The 12,919-nt window shown below is 65.9% G+C and carries 13 protein-coding genes; 5 read left to right on the top strand and 8 right to left on the bottom strand.

Translation table 11 applies throughout. The annotated features are described in order from the left end of the window. Nucleotides 1-54 precede the first annotated feature (54 nt). From CTR55_RS03055 to CTR55_RS03080, 6 genes are read right to left on the bottom strand one after another with little or no spacing between them, the layout of a single operon-like run. Complete coding sequence (locus CTR55_RS03055; RefSeq protein WP_296284072.1) at nucleotides 55-1,116, bottom strand: phenol 2-monooxygenase domain-containing protein; 1,062 nt, start codon at nucleotides 1,114-1,116, stop codon at nucleotides 55-57. 11 nt (nucleotides 1,117-1,127) lie between these two features. Then, nucleotides 1,128-1,487: a phenol hydroxylase subunit P4 gene (locus CTR55_RS03060; RefSeq protein WP_296284073.1), complete on the bottom strand. Its 360-nt coding sequence runs from the start codon at nucleotides 1,485-1,487 to the stop codon at nucleotides 1,128-1,130. Nucleotides 1,488-1,546: 59 nt separating this feature from the next. After that, nucleotides 1,547-3,061 carry an aromatic/alkene/methane monooxygenase hydroxylase/oxygenase subunit alpha gene (locus CTR55_RS03065; RefSeq protein WP_296284074.1) on the bottom strand — a complete coding sequence of 505 codons (1,515 nt, stop codon included), beginning with the start codon at nucleotides 3,059-3,061 and terminating at the stop codon, nucleotides 1,547-1,549. Between the two features lie 32 nt (nucleotides 3,062-3,093). After that, complete coding sequence (locus CTR55_RS03070; protein ID WP_254476350.1) at nucleotides 3,094-3,363, bottom strand: MmoB/DmpM family protein; 270 nt, start codon at nucleotides 3,361-3,363, stop codon at nucleotides 3,094-3,096. Beyond that, on the bottom strand, nucleotides 3,360-4,355 hold the full coding sequence (locus CTR55_RS03075; RefSeq protein ID WP_296284075.1) for an aromatic/alkene monooxygenase hydroxylase subunit beta: 996 nt from the start codon (nucleotides 4,353-4,355) through the stop codon (nucleotides 3,360-3,362). The genes CTR55_RS03070 and CTR55_RS03075 overlap by 4 nt, the downstream gene beginning before the upstream one ends. A gap of 55 nt (nucleotides 4,356-4,410) precedes the next feature. Further along, nucleotides 4,411-4,668, bottom strand: coding sequence for a phenol hydroxylase subunit (locus tag CTR55_RS03080; RefSeq protein ID WP_296284076.1), 258 nt, complete (start codon nucleotides 4,666-4,668; stop codon nucleotides 4,411-4,413). Nucleotides 4,669-5,055: 387 nt separating this feature from the next. On the opposite strand from CTR55_RS03080, the gene CTR55_RS03085 reads away from it, so the two are divergent. Both CTR55_RS03085 and catA read left to right on the top strand, forming a co-directional pair. Further along, nucleotides 5,056-6,759, top strand: a complete 1,704-nt coding sequence (locus CTR55_RS03085; protein ID WP_296284077.1) for a sigma-54-dependent Fis family transcriptional regulator — start codon at nucleotides 5,056-5,058, stop codon at nucleotides 6,757-6,759. Nucleotides 6,760-6,927: 168 nt separating this feature from the next. Further along, on the top strand, nucleotides 6,928-7,848 hold the full coding sequence (catA, locus tag CTR55_RS03090; protein ID WP_296284078.1) for a catechol 1,2-dioxygenase: 921 nt from the start codon (nucleotides 6,928-6,930) through the stop codon (nucleotides 7,846-7,848). An 88-nt stretch (nucleotides 7,849-7,936) separates the two neighbouring features. Here catA and CTR55_RS03095 read toward each other — a convergent pair whose 3' ends face one another. Then, on the bottom strand, nucleotides 7,937-9,322 hold the full coding sequence (locus tag CTR55_RS03095; protein WP_296284079.1) for an APC family permease: 1,386 nt from the start codon (nucleotides 9,320-9,322) through the stop codon (nucleotides 7,937-7,939). A 541-nt stretch (nucleotides 9,323-9,863) separates the two neighbouring features. Here CTR55_RS03095 and CTR55_RS03100 point away from each other — a divergent pair. From CTR55_RS03100 to CTR55_RS03110, 3 genes are all read left to right on the top strand, one after another. Further along, complete coding sequence (locus CTR55_RS03100; protein ID WP_296284080.1) at nucleotides 9,864-10,355, top strand: MarR family transcriptional regulator; 492 nt, start codon at nucleotides 9,864-9,866, stop codon at nucleotides 10,353-10,355. Then, nucleotides 10,348-11,106, top strand: coding sequence for a class I SAM-dependent methyltransferase (locus CTR55_RS03105; RefSeq protein ID WP_296284081.1), 759 nt, complete (start codon nucleotides 10,348-10,350; stop codon nucleotides 11,104-11,106). The genes CTR55_RS03100 and CTR55_RS03105 overlap by 8 nt, the downstream gene beginning before the upstream one ends. Nucleotides 11,107-11,316: 210 nt before the next feature. Beyond that, nucleotides 11,317-12,060: a class I SAM-dependent methyltransferase gene (locus tag CTR55_RS03110; RefSeq protein WP_296284082.1), complete on the top strand. Its 744-nt coding sequence runs from the start codon at nucleotides 11,317-11,319 to the stop codon at nucleotides 12,058-12,060. Nucleotides 12,061-12,168: 108 nt separating this feature from the next. Here the strand turns inward: CTR55_RS03110 and CTR55_RS03115 are convergent. Next, nucleotides 12,169-12,919 (bottom strand): TolC family protein (locus tag CTR55_RS03115; RefSeq protein ID WP_296284083.1); only part of this gene is annotated, 751 nt, incomplete at its 5' end.

Consider the following 12,919-nt stretch of genomic DNA (forward strand, 5'->3'; position numbering starts at 1 on the left):
GCCGGCTCCCCGCTCATGCGAGGTGCCGGGTGCTACGGGTTCGGATGTGCTTGATCAGATGCGTTTGAAGAGCGCCGAGCGCTGGCTCTCGCCAGCGCCATCGGCGGCGCTGTAGAAGCGCTCCATGAAGATGTCGCGCTCGAACAGGCGGCCCTGCATCAGGCAGGTGATGGCCGCGTCGATCATCGGCGGCGGCCCGCACAGGTAGGCCTTGTGTCCGCTGAAGCGACCGTCGAAGTGATGCCGGGCGGCGTCATGGACGTAGCCGTGGTAGCCGCTCCACTCGGCATCCGTGGCGGCCTGGCTGAGGGCCGGCACGTAGGTGAAGTTGGCGTGGCGGGCGGCCAGTTCCTCGAACAGCTCGCGGTTGTACAGTTCAGCGAGGGTACGGGCGCCCTGGAACAGGGTGATGCGCCGCGTATCGCCCTGCGCCAGCAGGTCGAGGATCATTGACTGCGGGCTGGAAAGCCCCGAACCGCCAGCGATGAAGATCAGGTCGCCGGGCTGCGAGCTGCGCACGAAGAACTGGCCATAGGGGCCGGAGAGTTCCAGCTCGTCGCCCACCTGCAATTGCTGGTGGATATGCGCGGTAGCGACCCCGCCCTCCACCCGTCGCACATGCAGTTCCACTTCGTCCGGGCGGTCCGGCGAATTGGCCAGGGAGAATGCCCGCGTGCCCTCGATACCCGGCAGCTGCAGGTTGACGTACTGCCCGGCCTGGAAGGCCATCGGTCGGTCGAGCTTCAAGTGCACGCCGCGAATGGTCGGCGACAACTCCACCAGGCCGGTGACCACCGCACGGTAGTCCTCCACCGGGTGGCCGGCGAAGTCCGGGTCGACATCGACATCGGCCTCGATCACCAGGTCGCTGCGGGGGATGGCGCAGCAGGCGAGGACCTTGCCCTCGTCGCGCTCCATGTCCATCAGCGCGAAGGACGAAGCGGCGCCGAGGTCGACCTCGCCTTCGAGCACCTGGCACTTGCAGGTGGCACAGGTGCCGTGGCCGCAGGCGAAAGGCAGCCAGACGCCCTGGCGCAGGGCGGCCTGGAGGATGGTCTGGCCCTCCTCCACCTCGATCTGTTCGCCGGTGGGTTCGATGGTGACTTGGTAGCTCATGGCGGCGCTCCTCAGTTGCGGCTGCCGCCCAGGCCTTCGAGGCCGGGGGTGTGCAGGTGCAGCAGGCTCTTGTGGGCGACACCGTTGTCGGTCAGGCCGCGTACCGGGTCAGGGGTGAACGGTTGGTCGTCCAGGCGCCATTGGGCGGCGGCGAAGTCGACCTGCGCGGCATCCGGGTGCTGCGAGATGGCCGGCTTGACCACCTGTTCGACGAATTCGGCGAACGGCTGAGTCGGGTTCACCGGCAGGGTGAAGGGCGCGCAGAACAGCAGGTGGTTTTCCCAGCACAGGTAGACCAGCTGCGCGCCGTGGAAGTTGGCCTGGCGGTCCAGGGGCTGGGCGGTGTAGGTGCCGATGGCGATCACGGACATGGCGATGTTCCTCTTGTTCTTGTCGGAAGCGGGGCGCGGCCTGCGCGCCCCGCTGCGGTTCAGCCGGTCTTGCGTGTGGCGCCCTGCAGGTCCTGCCAGCGCTGGTGTTCGGGGGAGCCCTGGTACTCGAAGTTGTCCTGGCCGGGGGCGATGTTGTAGTAGTCGCGCACCACCGCCTCGACGTCGCCGCCTCCACAGTTGCCCTGGAGGATCTGGTGCACCGGCAGCCAGGCCTGCACGTACTTCTCCGGTTCAAAGGTGAAGATGTCGCAGCAGCCATCGGAGCAGAAGTGATAGCGCTCGCCCTCATGCAGCACGCTGCGGTGGCTCAGGGTCGTGGGGTCGTCCGGCTCGGTGAAGGCCAGGGGGATCTGGCATATCTGGCAGAGCATCGGCAGGGTCGGGTTGTAGAAGCGCTCGCCGCGCGCCTGCAGGTCGCGCCAGTGCTCGTAGCGCGGGCGGTAGTACTGGTCGAAGGTGTCCGGGTACTTGGCCGAGAGCCAGTCCAGCTCTTCGTCGGTGGGCACCCAGGTATGGAAGTTGGTGGCCTGGCTGTACTGGTAGAAGATCGACCACGCCTGGTGGGTGATGTGCTCCTTGCCGATGGTGGTCTGTTCGACGTACTTGGGCGGGCGGATGCCGTAGCGCTCCAGGTCCTTGAACAGCGCGCCGCCGGCCTCCTCGAAGTACACCTCCCAGGCCTCGGCCCAGGACATGACTTTGTTCGGCAGCATGTAGTCCATCATCATCCCGACCAGGGTCAGCAGGCGGTAGCCGCGCCAGAACCACTTGTCGATCCAGCGCTGGACGATGGGCACGTTGTCCTCGTGCTGCTCCAGCAGGAACTTGATCACCTCAAGGCCCAGGGTCATGTGCCGGGCCTCGTCGGACTGCGCCGAGAAACCGAAGGTGACGGTGGCCATGTCGCCGTTGAAGGCCGCGCCGGACATGAAAGGCACGAACAGCAGGTTGGTCAGCACGTACTCGAAGGAGAACGAGATGGCCGTGAGGAACTCGAACGGGCCGGCGGTGCGGGCATCCTCGAAGAACGACTTGGGCACCGAGAGGAACCACACGCGGTCGTGCATGTGGGCGAAATCATGCAGGCCGTTGAAGTGCTTGTTGTAGTGGCTCATCGCGTGAACCTGGGTCTGCACATGGCGCAGCTCGTCGATCGCCTGCATTTGGCAGGCGACCCGCGCGCCGGCGCCGCCGAAGTGCCGACCGACCCGCGCAAAGCCCTGGTAGGCCTGGTACTCCAGGGGCGTGACGCCGCACAGGAAGAGCTTCAGCGCGTTGACATAGCGGGCGTCGGAAATATTCTGGTGGCCGTTGTTCTGGGCGAAGGCGTCGAAGATCGCGTAGAGCTTCTTCTCCTTCTCGGCCTGGTACTTCCAGTAGGCATCCATGGTCAGGCGGAAGGGGTCTTCCCACTTGTCCCAGTCGGTGATCTTGATGCCCTCGAAGCGCTCGTAGGGGTAGATGTCTTCCTTGCTCTGGTAGCTCGGCTCCCAGCCGAGGTCGCGGGTCAGGCAGCGGTACTTGTCTTTCTGGTTCAGGCGTTTGGCGGCCATGGTGGGTCTCCGGATTCTTGTCGTTGTACGGATCAGTTCCAGTGCAGGGCGAAGCGGTCCTCGTCCTCCTCGACGTTGCCGCCGAGGGTGATCACGTCGATCAGCATTTCCTGCACGTCCCATTCGCGGCCGATCTTTTCCTCCACCGTGGCGCGATGGATATCCAGGCGGCCTTCGGCCTGCACGCGGATCATCGCCGGCTGGTGCTGGACCTCGGCGTGAGGGTTGTCCTGGACGATGGCCTCGACGATGTAGCGGGCGGCGTCGTTGTCCTGGAAGGCGATGTAGACGAGGGAAGTCATGCGGCGGCTCCGGTCAGGCCAAGTTTCTTCAGGCGGGCGCCGAAGGCGTTGTCGATGGCATCGAGGGCCTCGCGGCCGGGACCGATCTCTGCCAATGGGGCAAGAGCTTCCAGGGCGCGGGCACGCCACTGGGCGACCCAGCCTTCGATCAGTTGGCGGTTCGGCTCGCTCTCGGCGGCCACGGTCTTGACCAGGGCGTCGACCCAGCGCTGGCTCTCGGCGAACCACAGGCGCATGAACTCGGTGAGCATGCCCACCTGCCCTGCCCCCTCGGCGACCAGCTGGGCGTCGAAGCGCTCGAACAGCAGCGGGTAGAGCAGGCCGTCGCTGACCAGGTTCTGCGCCAGGCTCAGCTCGAACCAGTCGCGCACTACCAGCGTGTCTTCGACGTAGCGGCGCACGCCCTGCCAGGCCGGCTCCTCCAGCCAACGCTGCTTGGTCTCGGCCAGCAGCGCCAGGCCGTCGTCCTCCAGCAGCAGGCCGATGCGCGACAGGTACTGGGCAATGGCCAGGCGGTCGGTGGCCTGGAACATGTGCATCTGGGTGACGCTGGTGCCAAAGGCGTCGGCGGCGATACCGCTGTTGTTCATGTTGGCGCCCAGCTCGGCATGGCGCAGCGGCAGCAGAAGTTGGGCGATCAGCGCACGCTTTTGCTCGGGCAGCTGCGCCAGCAGTTCACGCTTCTCGCAGAAGGCGAAATCATGCTCGGCGTTCTCCTGCATCCGCGCGCGGGCCTGGACGTAGGCGCCGTAGTAGTACTGGCGCGGGTCGCTGACGGCGTACCAGTCGGCCATGCGCACGGCGGTGCGGGTGGGGTCGTTGAGCAGCTTGTCCGGCTGCCACAGCGGACGGTAGTGGAAGTTGGTGGCCGCCTCGATGTCGAAGCTGGCTTCCTGGTAGCGGCTGGCCGGCTTGTCGCCGAAGCGCCGGCGGGTATGGCTGAAGGTCTGGCGGATCGGCTCGACCGTGGCCGTCTTGATCTCGATGCTCATGCAAGGCGTCCTGTACTTGTTGTTGTGGGAAAGCGACGCGCGGCGGGTACGCGCGTCAGTCGTCCTGGCCGCGGCTCTCGCCGTAGCGCCACTTCTCCATGTCAGCGTCGACGGCGGCGGCCATCGTCGCGTCCATGTGGCGGACCCGGTTGCTTTCGCAGAAGCTGGCGAAGGCGGCACGCGGCAGGACCAGCTCGACGAACAGGTCCGGATAGCCGATGGCGAAGTCGAACTCGACGAAGGTGGCGTCCGGCTCGCTGCGTACGCGGACGTAACGCGGCATCTGCTCGAAGGAAGTGCTGGCTGAGGTCATGGGGCGTGCTCCGGTGGGCTCGCCAGGACCAGAGCAACGGCTGTGCCAGGCCCGTTCGCAAGCACTCAATCAAACGCTCAACAAATTGATTTAAAAGGAGTTATTTCAATCGAACAGGACGAGTACAAGGCAATCCGCAGCCACCACGCGAACCGTTTGCGCCGGCCCGGATTGATCATTTGCTCAATCGCCGGCCGGCCGCTGGAGCAAATGGCGAATGCCTTGCCCGATTGACTTTTCGCCCGCTTTCAGGCGGCTTAGAAAGAAGAGAGAACGACCCGCGCCTTGCCTGATTCGCCGAGGTCGTCCCGGCACGTACCACACCCCGCCATTGCCTGGGCGGAGCGTGCCGCCACCCCATACAACTACAACCAAGGGGCGCAACCGATGATCACGCAGTACAGGGCGCCGGAGCCCGCACCGGCGCTGAAGGACCTCACCGAACGGGTCCGCTTCCTCGGCACCGAGGGCAAGATCTGGCTGGACGAGCAGCGCATGCTGCTGGTGCAGGCGTCGATGATGGCCGGCATGCGCCGCGAGCTGATCGAGATGCTCGGCGTCGAGCGCGCCAAGGGCTTCTTCCTGCGCCTGGGCTACCAGTCCGGCCTGCGGGACGCGGAGCTGGCGCGCAAGCTGCGCCCGCAGGGCAACCCGGTGGAGATGTTTTTCATCGGCCCGCAGCTGCACTCGCTCAAGGGCATGGTCAAGGTGCGCCCGCTGCAGTTGGAGATCGACCTGGAGAACGGTCACTTCTACGCCGACATCGAATGGCAGGACAGCTTCGAGGTGGAGAACTGCCAGTTGGAAAACCTCCACTCCGACCAGCCGACCTGCTGGATGCTGCTGGGTTATGCGATCAGCTACAGCTCGTTCTTCCTCGGCCGCCAGGTGCTCTACAAGGAGGTCAGCTGCCGCGGCTGCGGCGACTCCCAGTGCCGTATCGTCGGCAAGCCGGTGGAGCAATGGGAAGACGCCGAGACCTTCCTGCGCTATTTCCAGAGCGACCCGATCATCGACGAACTGCAAACCCTGCAGGTACAGGTGGCGAACCTGCGCCAGCGCCTGCAGCAGGAAGCCGGGCAGTTCTACGGCATCGGCCAGGCGGCGGTGTACCGCCGCTGCTGCGCGTTGATCGACAAGGTCGCGCCGGGCAAGGCCTCGGTGCTGCTGCTGGGCGAGACCGGGGTCGGCAAGGAAGTCATCGCGCGCAGCCTGCACCTGCGCAGCGAGCGCGCCGGCGGCCCCTTCGTTGCGCTGAACTGCGCGACCATCCCGCCGGACCTGATCGAGGCCGAGCTGTTCGGTGTCGAGAAAGGCGCTTACACCGGCGCCCAGCAATCACGCATGGGGCGCTTCGAGCGAGCCCATGGCGGCACCCTGTTCCTCGACGAAATCGTCGAGCTCACGCCCCGCGCCCAGGCCAGCCTGCTGCGCGTGCTGCAGGAAGGCGAGCTGGAGCGTGTCGGCGACACGCGCACCCGGCAGATCGACGTACGGGTGATCGCCGCCACCCACGAGAACCTGGAGCAGGCGGTCAAGCAGGGGCGTTTCCGCGCCGACCTGTTCTACCGGCTGAACGTCTTCCCGGTACACATCCCCGCCCTGCGCGACCGCCGCGAAGACATCCCACTGCTGATCGAACACTTCCTCGGGCGCCTGCACGAAAGCTACGGCAAGAAGACCCGCGGCCTCAGCGACCGGGCCCTGGAGGCCTGCCTGAACCACGACTGGCCGGGGAACATCCGCGAGCTGGAAAACCTCATGGAACGCGGCGTGATCATCACCGACGAGAACCAGAGCATCGGCCTGGACGCCCTCTTCCCCCACGCTCCGCCGCCCGCCGACAGCATCGGCCTGGGCAGCGACGGGCGCCTGGTGGCGGCCGGCGAGCAGAGCGTTCCGGACTGGATCGCGCAGATCATCGACAGCGGCATCCGCCTGGAAGCCGTGGAGGAAGCCCTGATGCAGGAAGCCATGGCGCGCTGCCGGCAGAACGTCTCCGAAGCCGCCCGCCTGCTCGGCATGACCCGCCCTGCCCTGGCCTACCGGTTGAAGAAAGCACCGGGTGACAGCGCGGCCGCCACCCCTTGAGCATTTGAGCAATGCACCCGGCGCGCCTTGATCAAATGGTCGACCGCGCGCCGGGAAAGTCTCGCCCGCCAGCGAGTAAACTCCTTATATTTCAATAATATGGAAACATGGCACTGCATTTGCTCAACGGTCTGTCACCCATAACAACAACGACCGATGAGGTGCCCCATGACTGTAAGGATTTCCCACACTGCCGAAGTCCGCAGCTTCTTCGAGCAGGCCGCCGGCCTCACCCATGAGCAGGGCAGCCCGCGCCTGAAGCAGATCGTCCTGCGCATCCTGCAGGACAGCGCAAAGCTGATCGAAGACCTGGCCATCAGCGACGACGAATTCTGGACCGCCGTCGACTACCTCAACCGCCTCGGCGCACGCGGCGAGGCCGGGTTGCTGATAGCGGGCCTGGGTATCGAACACTTCCTCGACCTGCTCAACGACGCCCGCGACCAGCAGGCCGGCCATACCGGCGGCACCCCGCGCACCATCGAAGGCCCGCTGTACGTGGCCGGCGCGCCGCTGTGCGAAGGCGAGGCGCGGCTCGACGACGGCCTCGATCCGGGTACGCCGATGCTGCTGCAAGGCCAGGTGCTGGACCTCGATGGCCAGCCGGTCGCCGGCGCCATCGTCGATGTCTGGCACGCCAACACCCAGGGGCTGTATTCCTACTTCGACCCGAGCCAGTCGGAGTACAACCTGCGCCGACACATCCGTACCGACGCCCAGGGCCGCTACCGCGCGCGCAGTATTGTCCCCAGCGGCTACGGTTGCCCCGCCGACGGCCCGACCCAGGAGTGCCTCGACCAGCTCGGCCGCCACGGCCAGCGCCCGGCACACATCCACTTCTTCATCTCGGCGCCGGGCCATCGCCACCTCACCACGCAGATCAACCTCTCCGGCGACCAGTACCTGTGGGACGACTTCGCCTACGCCACCCGTGACGGCCTGGTCGGCGAGGTGACCTTCGCCGAAAACAGCGCCCACGGCATCGCCGGCCGTGTCGCCGAACTCAGTTTCGACTTCCGCTTGCAGAAGGCTTCGACCAGCGAGGACGAACAGCGCAGCCAGCGGCCGCGTGCGCTGCAGGTCGGCTGAAGCGACGACAGCGGTCCGCGCGAGCGGCCGCTGTCGTGATCGACACTTTGCGCAGGGAAGCCAGCGCCTGGCTCCCTGCGGCTGGCGCTCACTCCGCCATGTTCAGGTCCGGCAGCTTCTGCTGGAACATCCGCGTCGCGCTGGCCAGGCAGATCAAGCCCAGGCCCATCCAGCCGAAGCCGATCAGGAAGGACATCCCCGACAGGCTCGACCAGAGCCAGATGGTGCTGAGGAAGCCCACCGCCGGCAGCGCGCCGTAGCGCAGGTAGTTGCCCTTGCCGGTGAGGCGCTCATCGACCAGGTAGTGCTTGATCACCGCCAGGTTCACCGCCGAGAAGGCGAACAGCGCGCCAAAGCTGATCATGTTGGCGACGGTATCCAGGGTGACGAACAGCGCGATCAGCGAGAGCAGGCTGATCAGCAGGATCGCATTCGCCGGCACGCGCTTCTTCGTCACCAGCTTGCCGAACACGCGGGGCAGCGCGCCGTCCCGGCCCATGGCAAACAGCACGCGGGAGACGCTGGCCTGGGAGACCATCGCCGAGGCGAAACAGCCGGCCACATAGGTAGCGGTGAAGAAGGTCACCAGCCACTCGCCGCCAATGCGGCGCAGCACGTCCAGCGACGCCGAGTCGGCATCGGTGAGTGCCTGCCACTGGGGGAACACCAGCTGGCCGAAGTAGGCCATGACGATGAACAGCACACCGCCGATCAGGGTCACCAGCATGATCGCCGCGGGAATCTGCCGGCGGGGCTCGGGCGTCTCCTCGGCCATGGTCGAGACGGCATCGAAGCCGAGGAACGACAGGCACAGCACCGCCGCGCCGGACATCACCAGCGGCAGGCTGAAGTGCTCGTCATAGAAGGGCTGGATCAGCGGCACCGGCTCCGCCTGGGCGCCAAGGTGGCTCAGCGACAGCGCGATGAACACCACCACGAACACCATCTGCGCAACGATCAGTACCCAGTTGACCCGGGTGATCGATTCGATACCGACGAGATTGAGCAGAGTCACCAGCGCGATGGAACCGAGGATCCACACCGACAGCGGCACGGAGGGGAAGTAATCGGTCATGTAGATGCCGATCAGCAGGTAGCTCAGCAGCGGCAGGAAGATGTAGTCCAGCAGCAGGGTCCAGCCGGCCATGAAGCCGAATGCGGCGCCGAAGGTCTTGCGCGTGTAGCTGTAGACCGACCCCGAATACGGGTGCGCCTGCACCATGCGCCCGTAGCTATAGGCGGTCAGCAGCATGGCGGCCAGGGTAAAGAGGTAGGCCGCCGGCAGGTGGCCCTTGCTCATCCGGGTCACCAGGCCGTAGGTGGTGAAGACCGCCAGCGGCACCATGTAGGCCAGGCCGAACAGCACCAGCGCCGGGATGCCCAGCGATTTGCGGAAGGCCCGGGAGGACGAGGCTGGGCCGTGGGGTTGATGGGCAGGCAAGGAAGTATCGGAAGTGCTTGTTGTTGTTTTCATGGCTGACTCATGGAAGGCGAGCGTCTGACGCTCGTGGGACGGGAACGGCTCGATGCCGGTCGAGGCTTCCTGCGTGGCGGTCGGGTGCCAGGCGATTTCCGCCAGGCCGAAGCCCCCTGCTCCGCCCGCTGGAGGGATTCAGCTCTGCGCGTCACCGATGAAAATCTGCGCTACGCAACACTGCCGCCACTGATTGAATGCTTGCACCTGGGCACTCCTGCTGGGCCGCCTCGAAGGACGTTGTTGTTCGAATGGGGCCGCATGGTGCTTCAGCTCGCCGCCGAGGAAAATTAGTAAAAATATGTTCGAACCCAATGAAAAAAATGGCCGACCGTGGCCGACCCACGCGCCGCGTTCGCTGTCGAAAGTGGCCACCCAGCCTTCCCGTTGACCAAGCCGACCCTGGCTTTCGGCACGCCGCAGAATGGCCTTCCGGAACTGGCAACCCAGGCGTCCGTTGGCGCCCTTACGCAGCAGAACCCGGCTTGCCGATTGCATTAGCGCTAATGTAATTTGTCACCAACGCCTGGAGGATGCTGCAATGACCCGGAAAAACGAGCCCGGATTGGGCGAGCTGCTGCGCTACGTCTCCGAGCTGGTCGAGCTGGGTGCCGAGGAGCATTACCAGCAGATGGGCCTGAACTATCGGGCACGCTACACGCCGGTATTGCGCGCCATCCGCTCGGGTGCGCGGACCGTCACCGAGATTACCGCCAGCACGCATCTGACCCAGGGGGCGATCAGCCAGACCGTCGGCCACATGGAGGCGGACGGGGTGATTACCCGACAGCGTGGCGAAGATGGCCGCAAGAGCGTCCTGCAACTGACACCGGCCGGAAAGAGGCTGGTGAACAAGCTCAACGCCCATTGGCGCGCGACTTTTGAAGCCATCGAACAGCTCGAAAGCGAGATCGGCCACCCACTGCGCCGCGCCCTTCAGGAGGCAGCCACGGCACTGCAGCAACGGGGATTCGCGCAGCGCCTGCACGACATCAAGCAAGGCCTCGCCACAGGAGCCGCCAACCATGAATAGCCCGCGCCCGGAACTGAAAAACTGGTTTGACCAGGGGGGCCAGGCCTACGCCCGGTTCCGCCCCGAATACCCGGCGGAACTGGCGGCCTGCCTGGCCTCGCTGGCTCCGGACCGGCTGCTGGCGGTCGACGTCGGTTGCGGCAGCGGCCAGTTGACCCGGCAGTTGGCCGAGCACTTTGGCGCCGTGGTCGGGTTCGACCCCAGCCTCGACCAGATCGCCCACACGGCGCCGCAGGAAAACGTCAATTACGCCTGCGCCCCGGCGGAAGACCTGCCGCTGCTCAGCCGCAGCGCCAGCCTGATTACCGCCGCGCAGGCCGCACACTGGTTCGACCTGCCGCGCTTCTATGCCGAGGTGCGCCGGGTGGCGGAGCCCGGTGCGGTCCTGGCGCTGATCAGCTACGGCGTGCTGCGCCTGCAAGGCGAACTGGGCGCCCGTTTCGAGAGGTTCTACTGGCAGGAAATCGGCCCCTTCTGGCCGCCGGAACGCAAGCTGGTGGACAGCGGCTACGCAACCCTCGACTTTCCCTTCGCCGAGCTGCAAGGCCCGCAGATCGCCATCCAGCTGGCGTGGAACCTCGAGGAATTCCTCGGCTACGTTTCCACCTGGTCGGCCATCCGCAGCGCGCGCGAAGCCGGGCGCGAAGACCTGCTGCACCGCTTTGCCGCCGACATGGCCGAGCGCTGGGGCGACCCCGCCACCCGCCACGCGATCAGCTGGCCGATCAACATGAGGATCGGACGTCTGTGAATCACCCCCAGCCGTTACCGCTCGCCGTTGGGCTCACCCACCGCGAAACCCTGCGCGGCGCGCGGTCATCGACCTGCAGCGCTGTCTCCAGCGCCTCGGGGCAAAGACGGCTAGTCAGCAGCAGGCACGCCAGTCCGTTTTCCGCGGACAACACGCGCGGCTGAGGTACCATGCCGCGCCGAAACCTCCGGCGAACTCTCTGGCTGCCCCATGTCCTCCAACGCGCTGTACACCGACCTGTCTTCCTACTACGACCTGATGTGCGCCGACATCGACTATCAGGCGCAGAGCCATTGCGTGCGCCGGTTGCACCAGTTGTTCGGCAACCAGGGCCGCCGGCACCTGGACCTCGCCTGCGGGACCGGGCCGCACGTGCGCCACTTCCTCGACTTCGGTTACCGGAGTGCCGGCCTGGACATCAACCAGCCCATGCTGGACATCGCCCAGCAGCGCTGCCCCGAGGCACACTTCAGCCGGCAGGACATGGCGAGTTTCCGCGTCGACGAGCCGCAGGACCTGATCACCTGCTTCCTCTACTCGATCCACTACAACCCGGGATTGGAAGAATTGCGCGCGTGCCTGGCCAGCGTGCATGCAGCGCTCGCGCTCGATGGCGTGTTGTGCTTCAACACGGTGGACAAGGGGTTGATCGACAACCGCTCCTTCGTGCGCCACTCGGTGGAGCACGATGGCAGCCAGTTCACCTTCGGCTCCGGCTGGTACTACAGCGGCGCAGGCGAAAAGCAGGCTCTGCGGTTAAGCATCGAGAAGACCACGGCGGATGAAACCCAGTCCTGGCAGGATGAGCACGCCATGGTCGCCCTCACCTTCGGCGAATTGCAGCGGCTGCTCGAACCGCTCTTCGAGGTGCAGGTCTTCGAGCACGACTACGAGCGGATCACTCCCTGGGGCGGCACTTCGGGGAATGCGCTGTTCGTCTGCGTGAAGCGCTGAGGAGCAGTCGGCATCGAACAGGCCCGGCCTGGTAGGCGCCCCTCAACCGCAACGTAAAAAAAGCCCCGGCACCTGGCCGGGGCTTTTTCATTCAGGCGTCAGCACACCTCAAGGGGTGGCGATCTCGCCGCGCTGCCACTGCGCCTCGCGGCTGGCCAGGCCCTGGCCGATGTCGCTGAGCGAGTCGGACTTCAGCTGCGCCGGCAGCGGGTCGAGACCCACGCTGGCGAACACCTGGCCGTAGGCGTTGCGCAGCTCGGCGTAGGCCAGGTCGCGCTGCAGGTCGGCCTGCAGGTTGTTCAGCTCGCCCTGGATCAGCTCCAGTTCGCCGATGCCCTGGGCCTGATGGCGATTGCGCAGTTCCTGGGTGATCTGGCCGTCGAGGCTGGCCAGTTCGTCGCTGGTCTGGAACTGCCGGCGGGCTTCCTGGTAGTTGGCGCGGGCCACGTAGAGCTGCGCCAGCACGGCCATGGAGAGCGCCTGGCGGCGCGCCGCGGCGACGTCTTCGCCGGCCTTGGCGACCTTGATCGCGGCAGGCCCGGAGATCACGTTGAAGAGGTTCCAGGTCACCTTGACGCCGTAGTCGGCCCAGCTCTGGTCGACCAGGTAGGAGTTGCTGTCGTAATGGCCGCCTGCGGAGAACTCCAGGCCCGGCAGCAGGCGCAGCATGGCCTTGCGCGTTTCGGCGGCGCTGATGCGCGACTGGTAGTCCTGCTCGCGCAGTTCCGGGCGCGAGGCCAGGGCTTCGCGTTCCAGGCTGTCCATTTCCACCTTGAGTTCGGGGATCGGATAGTCATCGGCCGGCATCGCCAGTTTGACGTCGGTGCCCGGCGGCAGGTTGATCAGCGTGGCCAGTTCG

The organism is Pseudomonas sp., from assembly GCF_002796985.1.
Lineage (GTDB): Bacteria > Pseudomonadota > Gammaproteobacteria > Pseudomonadales > Pseudomonadaceae > Pseudomonas.